The organism is Chryseobacterium sp. HMWF035, from assembly GCF_003094695.1.
Lineage (GTDB): Bacteria > Bacteroidota > Bacteroidia > Flavobacteriales > Weeksellaceae > Chryseobacterium > Chryseobacterium gambrini.
In genome coordinates, this window is the sequence record NZ_QEHP01000047.1 from 17,966 (window position 1) to 38,620 (window position 20,655).

The following is a 20,655-nucleotide window of genomic DNA, read 5'->3' on the forward strand; positions in this document are numbered from 1 at the left end:
ATGAAAAAAATTAGCATTTTAAATTCGGATTAGGATAATTATCGCTTTGATCTTCCAACGTATTATCGATGCAGACAAAATCTTTTTCTACTAAAATTTTCACCGGCCCGGATTGTCCGTCAAATCCTACTCTGTCGGTGGAAATCCATTCAGCGATCATGGTTTCAGGCATTTTTAAAACCATGGTGTTATCGATGAAAGCCGATGAGAGTTCTGCGTCTTCTGTTTTTTCAATAGAATAGATAAAAGGACGGTCTATAAATTGTGTGGTACTTGAAATTTTTCCGTTTTTTCCGAGTTCTGCTACTTCAGACTGAGTGAGGCGGAATCTTACGGAGTTGTCTTTTATTCTTATTTTCATAATAGATTTTCAATTTTAAAATGGCTTGCGGAATGGTAGATATTAAACCTGTTGTTCCGCAAAAAGCCTAATAAAGTAATATCAAATTCTTTGGCAAGGTCTATTGCCAGACTTGAAGGCGCTCCTATTGCGGCAACAGTTGCAATTCCTGCCATTGCTGCTTTCTGAATAAGCTCAAAGCTGGCTCTTCCGCTCAGAACCAAAATTTTATTGTCCATAGGAAGCAAATCTGCAGATAATGCATAACCTATCAGTTTATCCAGAGCGTTGTGTCTTCCTACATCTTCGCGCAAAGCCAGAAGATTGCCTTCCGGATCAAATATACCGGAAGCATGTATTCCGCCTGTAGCACTGAAATTATTCTGAAACGACTGTAATTTTTCGGATAATTGATAGATCGTACCCAGAGAGACTTCTGTGTTTTGTCTTTTTTGATCTTTAAAAATGCTAATTGTTTTTATAGATTCTATGGATCCTTTTCCACAGACCCCACAACTGGAAGTTGTATAGAAATTTCTGTCGGCTTTCATAAGTTCGGGAACAAAACCTTCATTTAGTTCTACAATAACAATATTTCCGCTGTTTCTGGAACATTCTTCCTTTGGAGAATAAATGGCTTTAACCTGATTATTATTGGTTATGATACCTTCTGCAAATAAAAACCCAACCGCCAGTTCTTCATCATTTCCGGGGGTTCTCATGGTAACAGATATATTTTTAGATTCTTTTTTATCTGCTGAATAATAGGAAACTCTTATTTCTAACGGTTCTTCTACAGAGACATCATCCGTATAATGAAAACTGATGTTGTCCTTAACTTTAACGATTTCTATCTGCTTTACCGATTTATCTGATAACAGATGGGCTTTCATAATATAATGGTAATTGGTAAATAAAGGTACAAATTTTATTCCTGAAATAAGCGGTAGACGAAAATTCAATTGCTTTTAAAGAAATTCGAAAGCAATATTTTTCTCAGACTGATAAGAAATGATGTAAACTCATTTCAGTTATTTATTATGAATTTAGATTTATTTTAAGCTTAAGATAATTTACAGATTCTAATTTAAGGTTTTTGAAATATAATACTTCAAACCTCAACATAATATTCTGAATTCAGCAAAATAAAGGTTACAACTACTCTTTTACTATTCCAAATATAGATTTTTGATGTAACATTTTGGTTGTTTACCTACTAACTTTCGATTAAAATATTCACTGTTCATTAAGTAATTGATACGAGAATTTTATTCTTCTGAGCTCAAATTGATATCACTGATCAGCATTTATCGCAAGAATTAATTTAAACAGCTTTTACTTTAAAAGTACTTAACGACTGTAAAATAAAAATGACAACATCTCTATGAATGCTGTCATTGTCTTTATTTTCTGAATTGTTTTCGCGGATATTTTTATTTCCAGTCTCCATGGAAAGCCAACATCTGTTCTGTTGTAGCCTGAAAATGTCCTTCTGTGAATGAATCCTGCAAACGCATCAGACTTCCTTTCTGTGCAGCAAAAAATACGGTCTTTTTATCAGTTATGATTTTAAAGAGCGATTCATACTTTCCGTCTCTCAGATAAATGTATCCGAATTCTACAGTCGTGTAATCTAATTTTTCAAAATCTTCTCCCTGCTCCAGTTCGCCTACCGCGGTATTTGCAAGGGTTTCTTTTACTTCATTTATCTGTTCAGCGGAGATTTTTTCTGCCTTTTCCATATTTATTTTTTAAAGTTTGTGTTTAAATTCATTAAAAACTTAACTAAAATATGTTTAAACTAATTTTTAAATTAACTTAAAGTCGCTAATAACTTTATGCATCAATAATCAAAGTGCTCAAAAGATCAAAAATCGAGGATCTTTAAGACTTTTGTTATCTTTTTTATCTGTCATTATTACTTTAAAATAAGATTTCAATCTATCTTTTTGACTTTTCAAGTTAAATAAAAAGTTTAAACAAATCTCTCATGAAAATACTAAAATTTCTTTTTAAACGAAAAAATAAAACCTCGCATACGCAAGGTTTATTTTATACGCAATTGTAAGAAATTTATGCATGTCCTGTGGCGAGGTACGACATCAGCCAGCCTGCACAACCGATCGCCAATCTCAAGATTAGTTTTTTAAATATTGTTTTGGACATGGATTTTCCCTGTTCAAGATATTCGTCTGTTCTTTCATTGGCTGTTCCTACTTTTTTTGACAATTTGGTTCCCGCCACCGCACTGAGAGAAAACACGTAAAGAATTGCAGCCCACGCAGCACTTGCGAATCCTATGAACATCAAAATAGTTCCTATAATTCCTAATGTATCCATTGTTCTAGTTTTTTGAAAGTTTTTTGAGATACAACTGGAAACTCATGAATGCAAAAGCTGCTGAAACTGCCAAACCTAAAAACCCGATCAAAGCCATTGTTTTCGGATTGATTCCTGAATATTTTCCAGCCTCTATATCCGGAGCAATGATCCACAGCGCAAGCGATAAAACAATCACCAGTAAACTGACAGCTCTTACAGCATTTTTTTTCATAAAGGCAATAACAATCATGACAAATGCCAAAACGGTTACTGCAATACCCAGAATTCCGGCTGTATCCACCTTCCATTTCGGGGGTACTTTTTCCAGAATCTCAAGGCTTTCTTTTACCTGAGGATCATCTATTTTTGTAATATCGATTCCCTATTTTTTCAGATCATCAATCTGTTGATGGGCTTTATCTACAACACTGTAGTCATCGCCTCCCATTCTGCTCTCAATATTTTTGAATAGTAAGCCGGAACAAGTACCGCCTACCAAAAATGCAAGAACCATAAATATTAAAGTCAATACTCTCATAAACTGTTTAAATTAAATATGTTATTCGATTTTTTTTAATTATTCAACTACTTCTATACTGGTAATTTTGCCGTTTTGCCAATGTGTTGTCGCTGTTCCGCTGCTTCCCAAAATATTTTGAATATGGAAGACATACGTTTTTCCGTCCTCTGTAAAATAAGAAAGTTCTGCTCTGTTGCTCATGATATTACTTGCCATAATATATCCATCCTGTGTTGCAATGGAATGAACATTTTTCCCTTCTTCAACATAAGGCGCAAAACCTTCCAGAAGACCAATGGGTTCTTCTGTGGTATAAGCATCTATAATTCCGTATACTGCGTCAGGAATAGAAGATTTATCTTTAGTTACAGCCGGGTTTATCACAGTATATTCTGTATCAGCAGGCGTATTGATTACGATTTTATCAATTACTGTATTTTCATCTACAAGAAAATAGGCATCTTCAAATCCTGTATCTATATCATGACCGAAATACATAAGATCATTGGCTGCTTTAATCTCTTTATCTTTGCTGAATACTTTCAGGAAAATCATTTCATCCTTCGGATTTTTAACCTCCAGATAAATATATTTTTTTCCTTTTGGGGCAATTTTAATCATTTTCTCCTTCTCAGAGCGCAAAACTTTCATCTCTTCAAACTTCAGAATGGTAATGGGATTGTTTTCTATTTTAAATTCTTTGCCTATTTCTATTTTTACAGGTTCCTGTCCGCAGGAATTTAAAAGTAATGCAGCCGAAAGAATCGGAATCAAAAAAAATGATCTTTTTTTTCATGGTTTGTTTAGTTAAATTATAAAATTTTTCTTCTTTTTTTGAATATTTTATTTTTTATAAAAATTCAAAATGCAATAATAAACGAAAGCAAAATAGCAATTCCGACAAATGAACATTTGTAAGGATTACTGGTAAATTCGTAAGGTTTACGAGCAAATCTGTACTCAGTTTTACACATGAAGATGATCCAGCAATGCCAGAAATTCCTCTTTCTTTCTCACCGAAATTGGTATGGCTGCGTTATTTTTCATCATTACCGTATTACCGCCATCCGATTTTACATAATGATCAAAATAAGACATATTAATAAGATGGGACTGATGGGTTCTGAAGAAATTAAAAGGAGTTAAAATATTTTCATATTCTTTTAAATTGGTAGAAACAACTAATTTCGGTGCGTTGATAAAATGAAACGTGGTATAATTCTTCTCGGACTGACAATTGACAATATCCTGAATATTAACCAAGTAAATTTTATCCGTTGTCTTCAATCTAAGTTTCTGAATATTTTTAGGACGTTCAGGATTAGAAAACAAATAACTGAATTTGATATCGAAAAGTTCTTTCCTTACTGATTCTTCGGCTTTTTTTACTGCTTCTATCAAATCCTCTGTTTTCAATGGCTTCAAGAGATAATCAACTGCTGAAAAACGGAATGCTTTTACGGCAGAATTCTCACAGTCTGTTATAAATATGAGTTTGAATGTATTCGGACTTAATTTTTCGAGCAGATCAAAACTGCTTCCGTCAGAAAACTGGGTATCCAGAAAAACGATATCGGGAGAAAACTGCTCTATCACTTTTATACCGGATTCTACAGAATGCGCCTCTCCTACTAAAGTAAGATTTGGGCAGTTATTTTTTATCAGAGTACAGTGTTTTTTCCTGACTTCAAGATTATCATCAATGACGATGACTTTTAGCATGATTATTAATTTTCACAAATATAGAATATTTCCAATTTCTCACAATAAAAACGTAAATAATCCGGAAATGCTTTAAAAAGGCATATTTATTGTAAAGTATGAAGGACACCAAATAAAAAATTTAATATGAACAACGAAAAAAATGTAGCCGTACTAAACGATTTACTGAACATTACCAATGACAGGATTGAAGGATTTTCAAAAGTGGAAGACAAAGTATGGGACACTCATCCGGCGTTGAGAAGTGATTATGACCAGATGGTTTCGCAGTCTCAGACTATGAAAAATGATCTGATAACACACATTAACGAGCATGGCGGTGATGCAGATAATACAACCAGTACCGCAGGAGCTTTTCACAGAGCATGGATTGATGTAAAAAATGCTTTTTCAGCAGATAAAGACGAGTCTACGCTGAAAAATGTTGTTTTCGGAGAAAAAGCAGCGATTGATGCCTATCAGGATGCTCTGGACAGCGGAGATCTTTCTCCAGAATGTTCAAGACTCGTTTCGGATCAGCTTCATCATCTGAAATCTTCTTACTCAAAATTTGAAAATCTTGAAGCAAGAAATTAACAAATAAATTTCATCACCCATAAAGAGAGTTTTTCAACTCTCTTTTTGCGATTATATAAACCAATTATCCATGAAGAATATCGACAGTATTGCCCTTATCGGAGGCGGACCGGCTGCTTTATTTGTTGTAAAACATCTTATTGCAGAAAAAGTTTACCCAAAAGAACTCTATATTTTCGAAAAAAGCGAAGCTTTAGGATCCGGAATGCCTTACAGCCATTATGGAGCAAATTTTGAACACGTTGCCAATGTTTCCGCCAATGAACTTCCGGAATTACCACAGTCCTTCATCGATTTTGTGACAAAAAAAGATCTGAAAGATTATCCGGACTTTGTGAGCCCAAACCACGGAAACATCAATGAATACAAAGTAATTCCCAGACTTCTTTTAGGAAACTATCTGGAAGATCAGTTCAATATTTTACTGAAAACTGCCGGTCAGCATAATATTAAAGTCAAAGTTTTTAAAAACACAAAAGTTGTAGATATTGACAGGAAAAATGATGATTTTTTTACGGTAATTACAGAATCCGGTGATGCTCACAATGTGTCTAAAGTAATTATCTGCACGGGACATCAGTGGTCTTCTGAAAACGAAACCCGCAGCAAAGGATGGTACGATTCTCCTTATCCTCCTTCAAAGTTTGAACGTGCTTCCGATCATCCGGTTGCGATCCGCGGAACCTCACTTACCGCAGTAGATGCAGTGAAAACTCTGGCGAGATTAAACGGAACATACATCAAAGAGAATGACGATCTGAAATTTAAGATTAATGAAGAAAGCAAAAATTTTTCCATTACCTTATTTTCGAAAAGGGGATTTCTTCCTGCTTTAAGGTTTCATTCCGAAGGAAGTCCCTATTCTGAAGGCTGGATCATGTCTCATGATGAAATCCAAAAATACAAACAGGAACATAACGGCTTTGTGGATCTGGATTATGTGTTCGACCTGAATTTCAAACAACCGCTGAGAAAGAAGAATGAAAAATTTTATCAGGAAATAAAAGACCTCACGATTGAAGAATTTGTTGAAAAAATGCTTGAATTGAGAGAAAAACTGGATAGTTTCCAGCTTTTTAAAGCCGAATATGCTGAAGCAGAAAAATCAATAGAAAGACATCAGACTATTGCATGGAAAGAAACGCTGTCTGCTTTCAGCTATGCGATTAATTATCCTGCCAAACATTTTTCAGCAGAAGATATGATGAGACTCAGAAAAACCCTGCTTCCGCTTATATCCGTGATTATTGCTTCTCTTCCACAATCTTCCTACAAAGAGCTTATTGCGCTTTATGATGCAGGAGTACTGAATTTAATAAGCGTGGATGATGAAAGCCATATTGAATCTCATGAGGAAGAAGGAATCATTTATCATTATACGGATGAAGATGGAAATAAAAAATCCGATCATTACAGACTTTATATCGATGCCATTGGTCAGCAGCCGGTTCAATTTAACAGCATTCCTTTTGAAGGTCTGAAAAACGGAAGATTCATCAGTTCTGGCTACATCAAATTCAGAGATCCGGAAAAAGGTAAAAGTGAATTTGAAAAGGACAGCAGCCATATTATGAAAACGGAGCCTGATCATTATTATCTTCGGGTAGACGGACTGAATATTAACGATCATTTTCAGGCTCTGGATTATTACGGAAAAGTTACAGAAGATCTTTACATTATGGCAGTTCCGTATATTGCAGGATTAAATCCGGACTATTCCGGACTTGATTTTTGTGATACCGCAGGAAAAAGAATTGTACAATCTCTATTATAAATGAGCTTCAAATTCCGCATTCGTCAGAATTTCATAAATTGGGCGAATGCATTTTTTGAATTCTCAAAGATGGATAAACAATTTAGAATTGTTTTTTGGTTCTGTTTATTATTAACTCACCTTTTTATCAGGAAGAGTAAACCAGAATGTACTTCCCTCTCCCAGCTTACTGTCAACTCCAATTTTTCCCGAATGCTTTTTAATAATTTCAGAACAGATATATAATCCAAGACCAAGCCCTGAATAAGATTTGCTCATATGCTCCACACGGTAATAACGGTCGAAAAGATGAGGAAGTAAAGATTCCGAAATGCCGTTTCCGAAATCGCGGACAGAAACTTTGATCTCATTTTCCAGTGATTCTATGGAAATATGAATTTCTTCGGAATCTTTGGCATATTTAACCGCGTTATTCACGAGATTTACCACGACCTGTTCTATCCTGTGTTCATCGGCATACACCATCAGATTTTCATCTCCTTTTAAAATAAGCTGATATTTATTTTCGAATCGCACATGGCTGCAGCTTTTACTCAGCATTTCGTGCAGATTAAAAACTCCGTATTCGAGCATTAACTGATCCTGTCCTAATCTGCTCATATTCAGCAAATCATCAATCAGCATATGCATTTTCTCGATCTCCTTATCCGACTGTTCTATAAGGCGGGTATGAATTTCAGAATAAGGACGGTCTTTTATCCTGTTCAGCAATTGTATGGAAGCCTTTACAGCGGTTAGCGGAGTTTTAAGTTCGTGACTGGCAACGCTTAAAAAGTCGTCTTTGCGCTGTTCCGCAAGTTTTTTTTCTGTGATGTCGGAAGTCATTCCCACCATTCTGTCCGCAACACCGTTTTTATTATATCTGGGTCTTCCGTGCGCCTGAATCCAGTGGATGGAGCCGTCCTTCCATTTTACAGGGTATTCTGCTTTATAGATGCCGTTGGTTCTAATGGCTTCCTGTACCAGACTTCTCACTTTTTCCCTGTATTCGGGAAGCATCGCTTCAAAGAGATCCGGATAATTGAATTCTTCTTCGGGCATATATCCGAAATTATATTTAAACTGATCGTTGCTCTGCATCATTCCGGTTTCAAGATCTACTTCCGTGGAGCCCAATTTGCTTGCATCCAGAGCAATTTCAAGCCTGTTTTTTATTTCAGTAAGCGAATGTCTGGATTGTACCAGCTCGGTAACATCATTTGCCACCACGAGAACAGATGTGCTTTTATTATTTTCATCAAATATCGGCTGATACGCAAAATTGAGATAAAGCTCTTCAAGCAGTCCGTTTTTTTCTATCAGAACCCTGTTTTCTTTGCCAAAATAAGGTTCTCCCTTCTCATGCACTTCCGTGAGAATATCAATAAATGATTGTCCGATCAGTTCCGGAAGTGCTTCCTGCAAAGGCATCCCGACAATCGACCGGTCTTTGTTCCAGATATTCAGAACCATATCATTCACAATATCTATTTCAAAATTCTCTCCTTTTAAAGAAGCCATTGCTACAGGAGCTTTTTCCACCAAAGTTTTGAATCTTTTTTCGTTTTCAGCTAAAGTATGATTGGCGGTTAACAGTTCTTTTCTGGTCTGTAAAAGCTTATTGTTAACGCTAAAAAGCTCTTCATGCTTAGAACTCAGATCTTCGTTGGTGGCAAGATATTCTTCATTAAGTGCGGAAAGATCATTAATTAGTTTCTGCTCAGACTTAGATTTTTCATCCACCATTTTTAAAGCTTCCTGTCTTTCTGTAACTTCAGATGCGGTGTGAAGTATATATTCAGTTTTTCCTGAAGAATCGAGAATTGCCTTATATTCAAAATCGAAGTAAAATTTCTGAAGCACTCCGTCGATATTAAGTATAGCGGGATAATCTTTCGCTATAAAACTTTGTCCGGATCTCCATACATTCTGCAGCATATCAAAAAAAGGCTGCCCTTTTAATTCGGGAACAGCATCCAGAATATTTTTTCCTACAACACTGCTGCCTTTTCCCCAAAAATTAATCATGGCTTCATTTGCGCTTATGATTTTGATATCATCACCCTGATAAACAGCCGTTGCGTTGGGAGAATAAAATAGTACAGACAATAATTTTTCAGGGGAAATATTCTGAGGAGAATTCATAATTCAATTTAAATAATCAAATATAATTATTAAAAACTACTAAAAAAACCGGAATATAAAGTTTTATGAATTTTAATAATTGTTTTTTGATACGATCTTCAAACGAAATGTAAGCCAAAACAAACAATTTTATGTTGATCCGGTTTTATTTTACAGTAAAGGGAATTACAGTTTGAAAACTGATACATACCGGGTTTGTCTACACTTTTTTAAAATAAAAATATTCTTGTCGGAAAACGCAAGGACGCAAGTTTTTTATTAATCCCAAATCTTTTAAGACGCAGGAAAATCAAAGACTTTTAATAAAGGATTGATATTTAATTTTATCGCGATTAAGCTTAAACAGGTTTGCCATAAAAAAAGCGGCTGCAAAAAAAAATTTGCAGCCTGCTTCCTAACCAAATAATATGAAGATCTCTTTACATTTATTCTACTTTTTTACCCCATCGGGTTTTATTAAAAAGACGCAGCTTCCAGCCACTACAAACAGAATTCCTGCTAAAATAATAGCCGAAGAAGGATTATTTCCCAGAAAATTATTAAAGATAAAACCGAAGGATAAGGTCTGAATGAGCATAGGAATAACAATCATCATATTGATCACTCCCATGTAAATTCCTCTTTTGCTGTGAGGAATGGATGGAGAAACCATAGAATACGGCAATCCCATCATGGAAGCCCATCCGATTCCCAATGCAACCATCGGAAGCAAAATGAAGTATTCATTTTTAATAAAAGGTAAGGTCATAATACCTAAACCTGTAAGGAACAAACAAAATATATATGTGTTTTTAGAACCAAATTTTTTAGCAAAGGGAACCAAGAGCAAAGCGGAAAGCATCGTAACGATATTATAGGAACCGTTCATTAATCCGGTCTGCCCTACTGCAACCTCAACCTGATGCAGTATTCCTTTTGCCCAGCTAAGATCTTCTGCAACAATTGAAGCGCCGTTTTTTGCACTTTCCAGAAAATTATTGGCTTTAGATTCATCCGCTTCGGAAATTCCGTATAGCGACGATTTCAGCATCGGCGTGATGAACTGCCAATAGACAAAAAGTGCGTACCACTGGAAAAGATAAACCAACGCGAGTTGCCAGAGAACTTTCGGCATTTCTTTTATTGCAACAATAATTTCTACAAAAGGTGTAAAAAATGTACTTTTTTCCTTTGCGATTCTTAATTCTTCAATTTCTTCTTCCGTTGGCGGGATTTCGGGTGTTTTATACACGGACCACGCAACAGATGCGATTGAACAGAATGAACCCAAAAAGAAGGAATAATAAACCCATACAGGAATTCCTCCACTTGCAGAATTTCCGCCTAAATATTTCTGAAAAACAAATAACGATAGATTGGCAAGGGTAATCCCCGCTCCTACAAACAGACTCTGCATCTGAAAACCAAATGTCTGCTGATCTTCCGGAAGTTTGTCTCCGATGAAAGCGCGGTAAGGTTCCATTGCGGTATTATTTGCGGCATCCAGAATCCATAAAAGTCCCGCTGCCATCCAAATGGTAGAACTGAAAGGAAATAAAAACAAGGCTATACTGCAGAATAATGCTCCTAACAAAAAGAACGGTTTTCTGCGCCCCCATTTTGGACTCCAGGTTTTGTCGCTGATGGCTCCGATTAACGGCTGGATCAGCAATCCGGTAATGGGACCTGCCAGATTGAGGATGGGAAGCTGTTCTGCATGCGCTCCCAAAAACGAATAGATGGGATTAACCGCAGTCTGCTGAAGCCCAAAACTGTACTGAATCCCGAAAAATCCGACATTCATATTCCAGATCTGCCAGAAACTCAGGCGCGGAATGATTCTTTTTGCGTTCATAAATCTGTGTTTACAAGTTCATAGTTTTTTCCGAGAATAAGATCTGCATTATTTTTGAAACTGCGGATAATATGATGTTCAATTTCCAAAACTTTTTCTACAAAGTCACTTTGCTCGTCACGATTGCGTTTCATACGGTTTTCGTGAGTGTCTTTGTAATTGCGGTCTATGAAAATTTTAAAATCAAATTCTTCAATTTCGAGAATGTAGGTTCCTTCCACAATGATGACTTCGTACCCTGAAGTACCGATTTTTTCACTGCTGATCAGATTCTCGCTGTAGTAAACCAAAGGCTTTTCAATCTCCGCAGATTCTGTTTTAAAATCTTTTATATTCTGAGATAATTTTTCAAGATCTACTTCCTTAATTCCTACATTGTCCAGAGATTTTAACCGATTCTCGTGGTTGGTTTTCGGAGGAAGTTTAAAATAATCGTCCATCTGCAAAACCAAACTTTTCACATTCTCCTGCTCCAGAATTTTCTTTAGGGCAAAAGCAGTTACCGATTTTCCGCTTCCGCTTTCTCCTGCAATCCCGATCGCAATTTTCTGCTTTCCATCCAAGGGAAAGTTTTTTTTCAATAATGCTGTTATTTCTTTGGCTGTAGCCAGATGTTTTTCTTTTAATTCTATAACGTCGCCGACCATTTTTTACTTTTTTAAGATGAAAAATTTGAAAAACTGTACTTTAATAAGTCATTAAAAGATATCCCGATGCCGAAAAGCAAAGCTGATCTGTTCCCAATGGCAATAGCTGATCTGTGGAATAGTATTCTCTGAAATGCTCTCCTTTTTCATTCATCAGTTCTTCGTACTGCTTCAGGATTTTTTCAGGAATATCTGTTACGCCTTTCTGTTTAAGTCCGAGACAAAGCCAGCCTAAAAATATCGGCCATGAACCTCCGTTATGGAAATGATAGGGTTCGTTTTTGAAGCTGTAGCTATAGTTGTTTTCCAGCAGACGCCAATCGTCATCTCCGGGGAAAATCACGGGATAAAAAGCAGGAAGCATCCAATGTCTGAATTCCTCTTTTACTCCATTTAAAAATTCTGAAAAAGCGTTTGTATCCAGATCAAAATCCAGTAAAAGAGCGAGTGCATTTCCTGCAAGATCAAAACGTCCGTCATATCCGTTTGCATTCAGCGAAGCGTAGAAATAGGGTTTTGCGGTAACTTTCGCATAAGCCGTTTCGTGATATTTAGCTGAATCTGAAGCATTTTCATTTTTATAAAAATTTTCCTGAATCAGATTTTTTGTATTTTCCGCTACAGTTTTTAATGTTTCATCATTATAAACTTCAGCAGCATTTTTTAAAGCCCAATATCTCAGAACGTTGTCGTACAAAGTATATCCGGAAGTTACATATTCATCTGCCCAGTTTCCGCCCAACGGACTGTACACCAAACCTCTCTGGTTGTATTCCCAGCTTTTAAGACAGGAAAGGGCTTTGTAAATTTTTTCTTTCAGACTGTTTTTAAGCTCCTGATTTTGCGTTTTTGTAAGATATTCGCAGGTTGTAACGATCCACCATGTTGTGGCATCGGTTCTTCCGACGTGTGTTCCGTAGCTTGCTTTATCATTCACCACATTGGAAGGGATCTGTCCGTTTTCCGCCTGATGTTTAGCGAGTGTAAGAACAGATTTTTCCAGTCCGGCAAGAATTTCTTCATCATTTACTAAAATTCCGGCATATCCCGTCATCATAGAATCTCTCGCCCATACTCTTGCGTAGTTGTCTCTTTGTTGTGCAGATGCCAGAATTCCTTCTTCTGTAATGGCTTTCCTTATAATTTCAATGGCTTCCTGTCTAAACATATTACATTTTTTTGAAAAAAATGCGGAATGAACTTTCATTCATTCCACATTTAGAGGTAAAAGTATTAAAAGTCAAATTTTACACTTGCGCTGTAGCTGCTTCCCGGAAGCGTTCTTGCTCTTACGATTCCGTTTCCTCCTGCGATAGATCCTTCTTCAGCTTCTGTAACTGCAATGGTGTTGAAGATGTTGTTTGCATTTACGCTAACCGAAAGATTTTTCATCAGTTGGTAAGAAATATAAGGGTTTACAATCGCATAACCAGGCATAATTAATTTGTTTGAATCCTGAGTGTAAGCTTTTGTTGCTCCGATTAAATAGAAACCAACATTCAGTTTATCTACGCTGAAGTTAGGGTTTACGGAGTACATGAATTTAGGTGTTCTTCTAGGCGTGTTTCCAACGATGGTAGGATCCAGTGCGTTTTTAATTTCCGCATGAGTGTAAGTAAGTCCTGCTTTTATGTCAAAACCTTTTGTAATTCTGTAATATCCGTCCAATTCTACCCCAAGAGACTCGTATTTGTTTTCTGTTTTTCTCTGTGTAGTCGCTTCGTAATTCGCTTCCTTAGTTCCTGCATAGAAAAGCGTTGTATTAAGGAAATATCCTGCTCCTCTCAGTTTGTAACCGGCTTCCACCTGATTTACTTTGTTTACTTTTACAGCGTCCAATGCAGGATCGTCATTATTGGTATAATTGTATCCTGAGAATAAAATTCTGTCTGCAGAAGCACTTCCACCCTGGCTCACTCTTGCAAATACGGCGTTTTTACTGTTTAAAGCATAGTTAGCTCCCACTGAATATCCGAAAATTCCGTATCTGTAGTTTACAGGAACATTGATATTGTCGTTAGAACCTACCAATTGTTCAGGAATATCAATTACTCCGTTTCCGTTCATATCGCGGCTTGTATAGGTAACGGTTCCTCCTGAAAAAGTTCCTGTTACTTTTCCGATATCATATCTTACACCTGCATCGATGGTTAATTTATCGGTTGCATTGATTTCGATCTGTGCATGAGGCGCAGTAATATCATATTTCGTATTGTAATTTCTTTTTAAGTTCCCCCAGTCTTTCATTCCATAGTTAAGTAAACCCTGATCTGTAATGAAAGTTCCTGAAAGGTTTTTAACATCTACCAATCTTGCATTGCTGTCGCTTACTTCTTGAATGTAATTATTCCACATCCAGTCCATATTGATGTTTTGTGAAGCTTTGTACAATCCTGCGTTGAATTTCACATTGCTCCATTTTTTGCTGATGTTAAAATCATTCACAAAATTATTGAAGTTGTTAAGCTTTACATTGAAAAGTGCTATTTTCATGTAATAGGCATTCATATCAACCGGAGTATTGGTTCCTGAATACACCGCACTTCCGAAATTGGTAAAGTTAGCTGCCGTAAAGAAATCGCTTCCTTTGCTTACACTTGCAGGGAAAGGTGCAATGAACTGTCCGTTGTTTGCGGAATAACGGATTTTTTCTTCAAATTTCCATCCTTCTCCAAGGTCATAATTGAATTCTGCACCAATGGTTTTTGAAATGGAATGCATTCCGTCTGAAACATCGCTGTTGAAAATATTACCGTCGTTTCCTAATGTTCTGTCGTGCTGTAAATTAATTGTCTGTAAAGCACCGTTCAGGATATTATAATTGGATAAAGAAGACCATTTCGGATCTGCATCTGTTCCTGAAACCGCAACCGGCATCGGCATATACGCGGCAGTTCTGTCATCCAGAAGTTTAGCATAAATTCTGAAGCTTCCTTTCTCGAACTTTTTCAGTAAAGATACTCTGAACTGTCCTCCGTTATTGGAATTGAATCCTGTTTTTCTTGGTCCGTCCCCGATTCTGTAGAACCCTCCCAAAGCTAAAAACGTGTTATCTGCGATTTGCGTTCCGTAGTCGAAATCTGTTCTGTAGTTTTTATAGTTTAATCCTAACTGCTGTGTGATGCTTCCGCCTTCTTTTTCTCCGGTCTTCGTGATGAAGTTGATGATCCCCGCTGGAGAATTGCTTGCAAAAACAGATGCAGAACCTCCTCTTAATGCTTCCACTCTGGAAACAAAAGAATCGAATCTTGTAAACTGATCCTGTGTTCCGAATGCGATATCTCCGAACTGCATTACCGGTAAACCGTCTTCCTGAATCAATAGATATCTGGAACCTCCTGCTGAAACAGGAACCCCTCTTACCGTAATATTGGAGTTTCCTTCCCCACCTGAAGATTCTGAACGGATTCCCGGAATGGTACGGAAAATTTCGGCAGTTGTTCTTGGAGCAGCATTTTCTATATCTTTCATTTTTAAAGTAGAAATAGAAGTACTGGTTTTAATAGAAGCTTTAGGGTTGGAGTTACCTGTGATAACTACCTCATCGATTGCTTTACCTCTTGTAATTGTATCATTTTCTGTACTCTGAGAAAACATAAAGGCTGCTGTATTCATCGCGCCGAAAATGAGCAATCTGGTAAAAATTTTTGATTCCATAATTTTTAAGAGTTTTTAATTATGGTCTAAAAGTATTTTTTTTAACATATTCAAAATGTAGTTTTTGGTTTGTGTTAAATTTATATTAATTTCAAACGTTTGCGCAAACGTTTGCGGTGGATAACTTCTAAAAATTTTAACTTTTTATTAACTTTTTAAAACAAAATATTAACATTTTTTAACTTAAATTTAACCTCGAAACATCACTAAATTAACCCAAAAATTGCCTCAATTAACTTAAAAATGAAAAGAGTCACTATAAAAGACCTCGCAGAAATGCTCAATATCAGTGTATCTACAGTATCCAGAGCGCTTAAAGATCACCCCGATATCAGCAATGCCGTAAAGCAAAGAGTAAAGGAGGCTGCAGAAACTTTTAATTATATTCCTAATGATTTTGCGATCAACTTCAGGAAAAAGTCTTCAAAAGTTATCGGGCTTATCATTCCGGAAATGTCGATGTTTTTTATTCCTTCTATTATAAGAGGAATTTCTTCTGTGCTGCATAAGGAAGGGTATCATTTTTTTGTATTGTCCTCTGAAGAATCTGTGGGAATGGAGGAAGAAAACATCATTACCTGCATCAACTCGCGTGTGGACGGAATTCTTATTTCTCTTACAAGGCAGACGAAAGATCTTTCTCACCTGAACAGAATAAAGGAGATAGAAGTTCCTGTAGTAATGTTTGATAAAACGATTTCTCAGAGTTCTTTTGAACAGATTATTTTTGATAATAAACTGAATGTGGAAACTGCCGCTGAAAAGCTTGCCAATAATAGCTGCAAAAAAATTCTTGCCATTTTTGGGGATGAAAATCTGGACATCACCCAAACTAGAAGGGATTTTTTCCTGCAAAAGCTGAAAGAATATCCGCAAATGGAATGCAAGGTTATTTTTTGTGAGTCTGCAGAAAGCGTAAAGGAAAAGCTGAACATTATTCTGGACTATGAACAGTTTGACGGTTATTTTGCGATGAGTGACGAAACGCTTGCCGGACTTCACAGTTCTCTTATCAAAAAGAAGGTACAGACTTCGGATGTAAAAGTAATTGCGATAACCGAAGGCACACTTCCGAAATATCTTGATGAATCTTACGAATGCATCATCAACGATGGGTTCAGTATGGGAACGATGGCGGCTTCTAAGCTGTTGCAGCTTATTAAAAATAACAGGTAATCGGGGATAACAGGATTTTCATAGATTATTTTTGCTAAATTTGCCTCAAAATAAACGTACACGAAATGAAAAAAACAACTCTACTCTTTCCGGACTTTTCTCTCTTTAAGCCAATAATTTCAATCCCTAAATTTTAAACAGTTTTCGCTAACAAATTATTTAAAGCATCACTTTTATAATCGGGTAAAGTGATTGATTTTTAAAATAATATGAAATACAAACTTCTATTTTAAGAATTATCAATTAATTAACAAATTTAAAATTTACTTTTATAAACAATTAAATTTCAAATATTTAATATAATTCACGCTAAAAAGAATAAATTTTATCTATTGATTCCTTTTAACAGATATTAAAAAAAATTGTTACATTTGTTTTGAGGGAGTAAAAAATACTTTTTCGCGTTTTTATTTGTTAATTTAGAATACCAGATTATATAGCATTAAAAATCAACCCATGAGAAAAATAATTCTACTATTTGTATGTATGTTCGGTATTTCAGTTTCCTCACAGATCAAGGTGTTGAAAAACGAAACTCTGATAGAAATTGGTAAAGATAATGCCGTAGGTTTATATAAAAAAGATGATAAATTTACTTTCAATTATCAGGATCTGAACACCGCCAACCTTAATACTTTCAGATCATTTTCTTTTCAGAATCTTAATAAAGACGTTTCCGGACTTTATGAAATTATTGAAAACGGATTTATCGACATTCCTGTAGGAAACATCATTCTGGAACTTCCGAACGATATTATCGAACTGCATTTTGAGAAAAACTACGGTACTCCTACTGTTCAGTTTATCCAGTATATCAACAAAAACAGAAAATTCGTAGGAAAATCGCAGCTTCTTACAAAAAAACAGATTGATAAGATTTTCGGTAAAACCAACGGAAAATCTGCATTGTATGAAAAGCCGGGACAAAAGAATAATGTTCAGCCGACGAATGCTTCCAATCCGCAACCTGCTGCAGTTCAGCCTGCCGCAGAAACTTCAGGCAAGAAGTCCAAAAAATAATCAAACTTTTTAAAATATTGCATCAACTCATTCATCCGGATGAGTTTTTTTATTTTATTTTTGCAAAAAGATCATTACGAAATTATGTCTCTTCAAATAAATAATTTAACCAAAAAATTTGGTGAGCAGACTGCTCTGAACAACATTAACGTTTCCATTGACAGAAATGAAATCATCGGTCTTTTGGGTCCGAACGGAGCCGGAAAATCGACTTTAATGAAATCTATTGTCGGCGCACTGAAAATTGATGAAGGAGAAATAATTTTTAACGGAAAAAGCATCACGGAAAACGAAATCGAAAGCAAAAAGAAGATCGGTTTTCTTCCTGAAAACAATCCGCTGTATCTGGAAATGTATGTGAAAGAATATTTACAGTTTGTTGCCAATATTCATAAAATTCCGGCTTCAAGAGTAGATGAAGTGATTGAACTCGTAGGAATTACGCCTGAAAAATCTAAAAAAATCGGTCAGCTTTCCAAAGGGTATAAACAGAGAGTTGGTCTTGCACAGGCAATTATTCATCAGCCGGATCTTTTGATTCTGGATGAACCTACGAACGGACTGGATCCGAACCAAATTATCGAGATCCGAAATGTGGTAAAGGAAATCGGACAGCAGAAAACGGTTTTGCTTTCCACGCACATCATGCAGGAAGTGGAAGCGCTTTGCTCACGTGTGATCCTTATTCATAAAGGAAATATTCTGCAGGACTGCCCGATTGATGAGTTCAAAGGCAAGTTCGAAAGCCTTGAAGAAGCATTTGCAAACTATACCGCATAAAAAGAAAAAGCTCCAAAATCTGGAGCTTTCCTCTTTTGCACCGAAGATTTTGGCAAAAGATATATAGAATGGTTAAAAGTTTTTAAAGTGAGCAGAAAAATTTTCTGTACTTTGAATATATATGATGTTGTGTTTTTTTGATTCTTACATTCAGCCAAAATATTTAAGAATTGTTATCGCTTTTTTCTTCAATTACATTAGCCGTTTCTAAGTTTTTCTTCTGAACCTGCTCCAAAAGCTGTAATCCCAAAAGTCCGCTGATTCCTCCATTTGCTGAATCTCCGCTTCCGCCGATCAACACTTCAGGCATAATTCTTACGTTTTGGCTGGCAATATTTTCCATGATCTTTAACTGGGTGAAATTATTTCCGCCCATTGCTTCCACAGACAATTTGTAAGACTCTGCGTTGGATTTACCGATCGCTAAGATTTTTTCCGCTTCAGCATTACCGGTTAATGAAATCTGTTCTGCACTTGCTTTTGCCAGTAATTCGATTTTTTCGGCTTCGGCTTTTGCGAGAAGTCTTGTTTTTTCGGCTTCACCAGTTGCCAGAAGTTTCAGTCTGTCTCCTTCCGCAGTTGCCTGTAATCTTACGGAATTAGCGTCTCCGGTTGCTTTTTTTACGGATGCGTCGGCAATTCTTTCTGCAATTAAAACGCCCTGATCCGCTTTTACAATTTCCTTCTGCATATCTGCAACGGCGGTTTCTTTTTCCAGAGCCTGTCTCGTTTCCTGAGCAAGCATTTCGGTTTCGTAAGTAATTTTCTGTTCTTCTGCTAACTTTCTGTCTGTTAAAGTTTTCATCAGACTTTCAGGAGGAACGATAGCTCCAATTAACGTATCCACTGCATTTACATTATATTGTTCTAAAACGCTGCTGATGTGGTCTTTTGCAGATTGCTGTCTTTCTTTTCTTGTTCCTAAAAAGGCAATTACATCGCTGTCCTGCGCAGAGTTTCTGAAGTAATTCCCGATCGTTGGTTCCAAAACCTGACTTACAAGATTGATCATATTTCCGAAACGGGCAATTACTTTTGGCGCTTCATACGTCGGAATATGAATAATTTGCGAAACATCCAAGTTGAAAGGGAAACCGTCTTTGCTTCGAACTGTAATGGTGGAAAGATTTTTATCGAGTTGATGGGATTCGCTTCTTTCGTAAGCCCAGTTTAAGACAAGATTGGTAGTCGGAACAAGTTCCACTTTCATAATATAAGGGTTAATCGGATATTTTCCGGGACCGATAGGTTCTGCCCAAACTCCTTTATGTCCTTTTTCTACAATATTTCCGTGTTTAAAGTCTACGCCGCTTAAATCCTGTCCTTCCTCTCCTACATAACTGATAATGACTCCGACATGACCGATCGGAATTTCCGTCATTTTTACCATTTCAACTTTTGTAAACCAAGGGTTTAAGAAATATGAACCCGCCAAAATCACCTGTTCCTGAAGTCCTTTGTAACCACCGCTGTTTAAAAAAGTATCAACATCTTGAAATTTATTATGATCGTTGATGATCTTTCCGGCAATCTGCCCTTCTTCCAACGGACTTCCTTCCATCGTTGTTATAATTCCCACTGCATTATCCGGAATCTGGGTCATGTCTGTGAGTTCAATTTCAAACAGTAAAGTATTGATTCTGTAAGATCCGGGAGCAATGATGGCGGTTTGGCGGCCTTTTCTTCCTCCGTTTTTTAAGAATGCTTCGGCATCCTGAAAAGAATCGCAGTCTACTTTTCTTCCTAAAATTCTTCCGGTTTCCAGCTCCATCCCGTCTTTCGCAAGAAGTAAGCCTATTTTTCCTGTGGGAATTACGGTGAAAGGCTGAAAATCAATAGAATATTGCCAGATCCATTTTCCGAAATAAACTCCGGGAGCCAAAGTCTGTGCCTGAAAACCGGCTTCCCCGTTGGTGGCGATAATTCTTCCTTCGGGAAGTTCCTGCTTACCGACAAGTACGAATTTTTTGGTAACCAAGCCTATTCTGTCCTGCGGAACAATGACCAATCCGAAGAAAATTCTTAAGATAAATTTGTAAAAAATAACGCACAATAGTGCAATAACGACCGGAATCATCCAGCCATGAAAACTTAATTCCATAGTTTGTTTGTTTTTTTGTATGATTAAATTTGAAAACAGGAATTGCGCTCTATTTTTTCATA

The 20,655-nt window shown here is 36.5% G+C and carries 19 protein-coding genes; 5 read left to right on the forward strand and 14 right to left on the reverse strand.

The features are described from left to right. Positions 1-10: 10 nt before the first annotated feature. The 8 genes from DD829_RS07480 to DD829_RS07510 form a co-directional block, all read right to left on the reverse strand. The gene (locus DD829_RS07480) at positions 11-361 is read right to left on the reverse strand and encodes a DUF7009 family protein (protein WP_108408865.1); all 351 of its coding nucleotides are present in this window, start codon (positions 359-361) and stop codon (positions 11-13) included. Beyond that, entirely contained in the window at positions 358-1,302 is a 945-nt protein-coding gene (gene fdhD / locus DD829_RS07485) for a formate dehydrogenase accessory sulfurtransferase FdhD (RefSeq protein WP_228408144.1), read from the reverse strand. The genes DD829_RS07480 and fdhD overlap by 4 nt, the downstream gene beginning before the upstream one ends. A gap of 471 nt (positions 1,303-1,773) precedes the next feature. After that, entirely contained in the window at positions 1,774-2,082 is a 309-nt protein-coding gene (locus DD829_RS07490) for a hypothetical protein (protein WP_108410639.1), read from the reverse strand. A gap of 331 nt (positions 2,083-2,413) precedes the next feature. Beyond that, positions 2,414-2,680, reverse strand: a complete 267-nt coding sequence (locus DD829_RS07495; RefSeq protein ID WP_108410640.1) for a hypothetical protein — start codon at positions 2,678-2,680, stop codon at positions 2,414-2,416. Between the two features lie 4 nt (positions 2,681-2,684). After that, positions 2,685-2,963, reverse strand: coding sequence for a hypothetical protein (locus DD829_RS07500; protein ID WP_123906828.1), 279 nt, complete (start codon positions 2,961-2,963; stop codon positions 2,685-2,687). Positions 2,964-3,044: 81 nt separating this feature from the next. Beyond that, positions 3,045-3,176 carry a hypothetical protein gene (locus tag DD829_RS24300; protein ID WP_262497943.1) on the reverse strand — a complete coding sequence of 44 codons (132 nt, stop codon included), beginning with the start codon at positions 3,174-3,176 and terminating at the stop codon, positions 3,045-3,047. A gap of 63 nt (positions 3,177-3,239) precedes the next feature. Further along, positions 3,240-3,956, reverse strand: coding sequence for a hypothetical protein (locus tag DD829_RS07505; RefSeq protein WP_108410642.1), 717 nt, complete (start codon positions 3,954-3,956; stop codon positions 3,240-3,242). 192 nt (positions 3,957-4,148) lie between these two features. Then, complete coding sequence (locus DD829_RS07510) at positions 4,149-4,904, reverse strand: LytR/AlgR family response regulator transcription factor (RefSeq protein WP_108410643.1); 756 nt, start codon at positions 4,902-4,904, stop codon at positions 4,149-4,151. A 126-nt stretch (positions 4,905-5,030) separates the two neighbouring features. Here DD829_RS07510 and DD829_RS07515 point away from each other — a divergent pair, with 126 nt between their 5' ends. Together DD829_RS07515 and DD829_RS07520 are read left to right on the forward strand one after the other, a co-directional pair. Beyond that, entirely contained in the window at positions 5,031-5,480 is a 450-nt protein-coding gene (locus DD829_RS07515) for a PA2169 family four-helix-bundle protein (RefSeq protein ID WP_108410644.1), read from the forward strand. A 70-nt stretch (positions 5,481-5,550) separates the two neighbouring features. Next, complete coding sequence (locus DD829_RS07520) at positions 5,551-7,254, forward strand: FAD/NAD(P)-binding protein (protein ID WP_108410645.1); 1,704 nt, start codon at positions 5,551-5,553, stop codon at positions 7,252-7,254. Positions 7,255-7,365: 111 nt separating this feature from the next. Here DD829_RS07520 and DD829_RS07525 read toward each other — a convergent pair whose 3' ends face one another. The 5 genes from DD829_RS07525 to DD829_RS07545 all read right to left on the reverse strand — a co-directional run bounded on the left by DD829_RS07525 (position 7,366) and on the right by DD829_RS07545 (position 15,516). Then, on the reverse strand, positions 7,366-9,378 hold the full coding sequence (locus tag DD829_RS07525; RefSeq protein ID WP_116547649.1) for an ATP-binding protein: 2,013 nt from the start codon (positions 9,376-9,378) through the stop codon (positions 7,366-7,368). Between the two features lie 430 nt (positions 9,379-9,808). Then, entirely contained in the window at positions 9,809-11,212 is a 1,404-nt protein-coding gene (locus DD829_RS07530) for an MFS transporter (protein ID WP_108411182.1), read from the reverse strand. After that, positions 11,209-11,859 (reverse strand): uridine kinase, encoded by a 651-nt coding sequence (locus DD829_RS07535; RefSeq protein WP_108411181.1) that lies wholly within the window; start codon positions 11,857-11,859, stop codon positions 11,209-11,211. The genes DD829_RS07530 and DD829_RS07535 overlap by 4 nt, the downstream gene beginning before the upstream one ends. A 40-nt stretch (positions 11,860-11,899) precedes the next feature. After that, positions 11,900-13,027 carry a glycoside hydrolase 100 family protein gene (locus tag DD829_RS07540; RefSeq protein ID WP_165796719.1) on the reverse strand — a complete coding sequence of 376 codons (1,128 nt, stop codon included), beginning with the start codon at positions 13,025-13,027 and terminating at the stop codon, positions 11,900-11,902. A gap of 65 nt (positions 13,028-13,092) precedes the next feature. Next, on the reverse strand, positions 13,093-15,516 hold the full coding sequence (locus DD829_RS07545) for a TonB-dependent siderophore receptor (protein ID WP_228408145.1): 2,424 nt from the start codon (positions 15,514-15,516) through the stop codon (positions 13,093-13,095). A 243-nt stretch (positions 15,517-15,759) separates the two neighbouring features. On the opposite strand from DD829_RS07545, the gene DD829_RS07550 reads away from it, so the two are divergent. From DD829_RS07550 to DD829_RS07560, 3 genes are all read left to right on the forward strand, one after another. Then, on the forward strand, positions 15,760-16,692 hold the full coding sequence (locus DD829_RS07550) for a LacI family DNA-binding transcriptional regulator (RefSeq protein ID WP_108411507.1): 933 nt from the start codon (positions 15,760-15,762) through the stop codon (positions 16,690-16,692). A 456-nt stretch (positions 16,693-17,148) separates the two neighbouring features. Further along, a complete protein-coding gene (locus DD829_RS07555) occupies positions 17,149-17,712 on the forward strand; it encodes a hypothetical protein (protein ID WP_228408146.1) in 564 nt (187 codons plus the stop codon). A gap of 84 nt (positions 17,713-17,796) precedes the next feature. Then, positions 17,797-18,492 (forward strand): ABC transporter ATP-binding protein, encoded by a 696-nt coding sequence (locus DD829_RS07560; protein ID WP_108411665.1) that lies wholly within the window; start codon positions 17,797-17,799, stop codon positions 18,490-18,492. Between the two features lie 163 nt (positions 18,493-18,655). Here the strand turns inward: DD829_RS07560 and DD829_RS07565 are convergent, their stop codons facing one another. Next, positions 18,656-20,593 carry an SPFH domain-containing protein gene (locus DD829_RS07565; RefSeq protein WP_116547650.1) on the reverse strand — a complete coding sequence of 646 codons (1,938 nt, stop codon included), beginning with the start codon at positions 20,591-20,593 and terminating at the stop codon, positions 18,656-18,658. Positions 20,594-20,655: the final 62 nt, after the last annotated feature.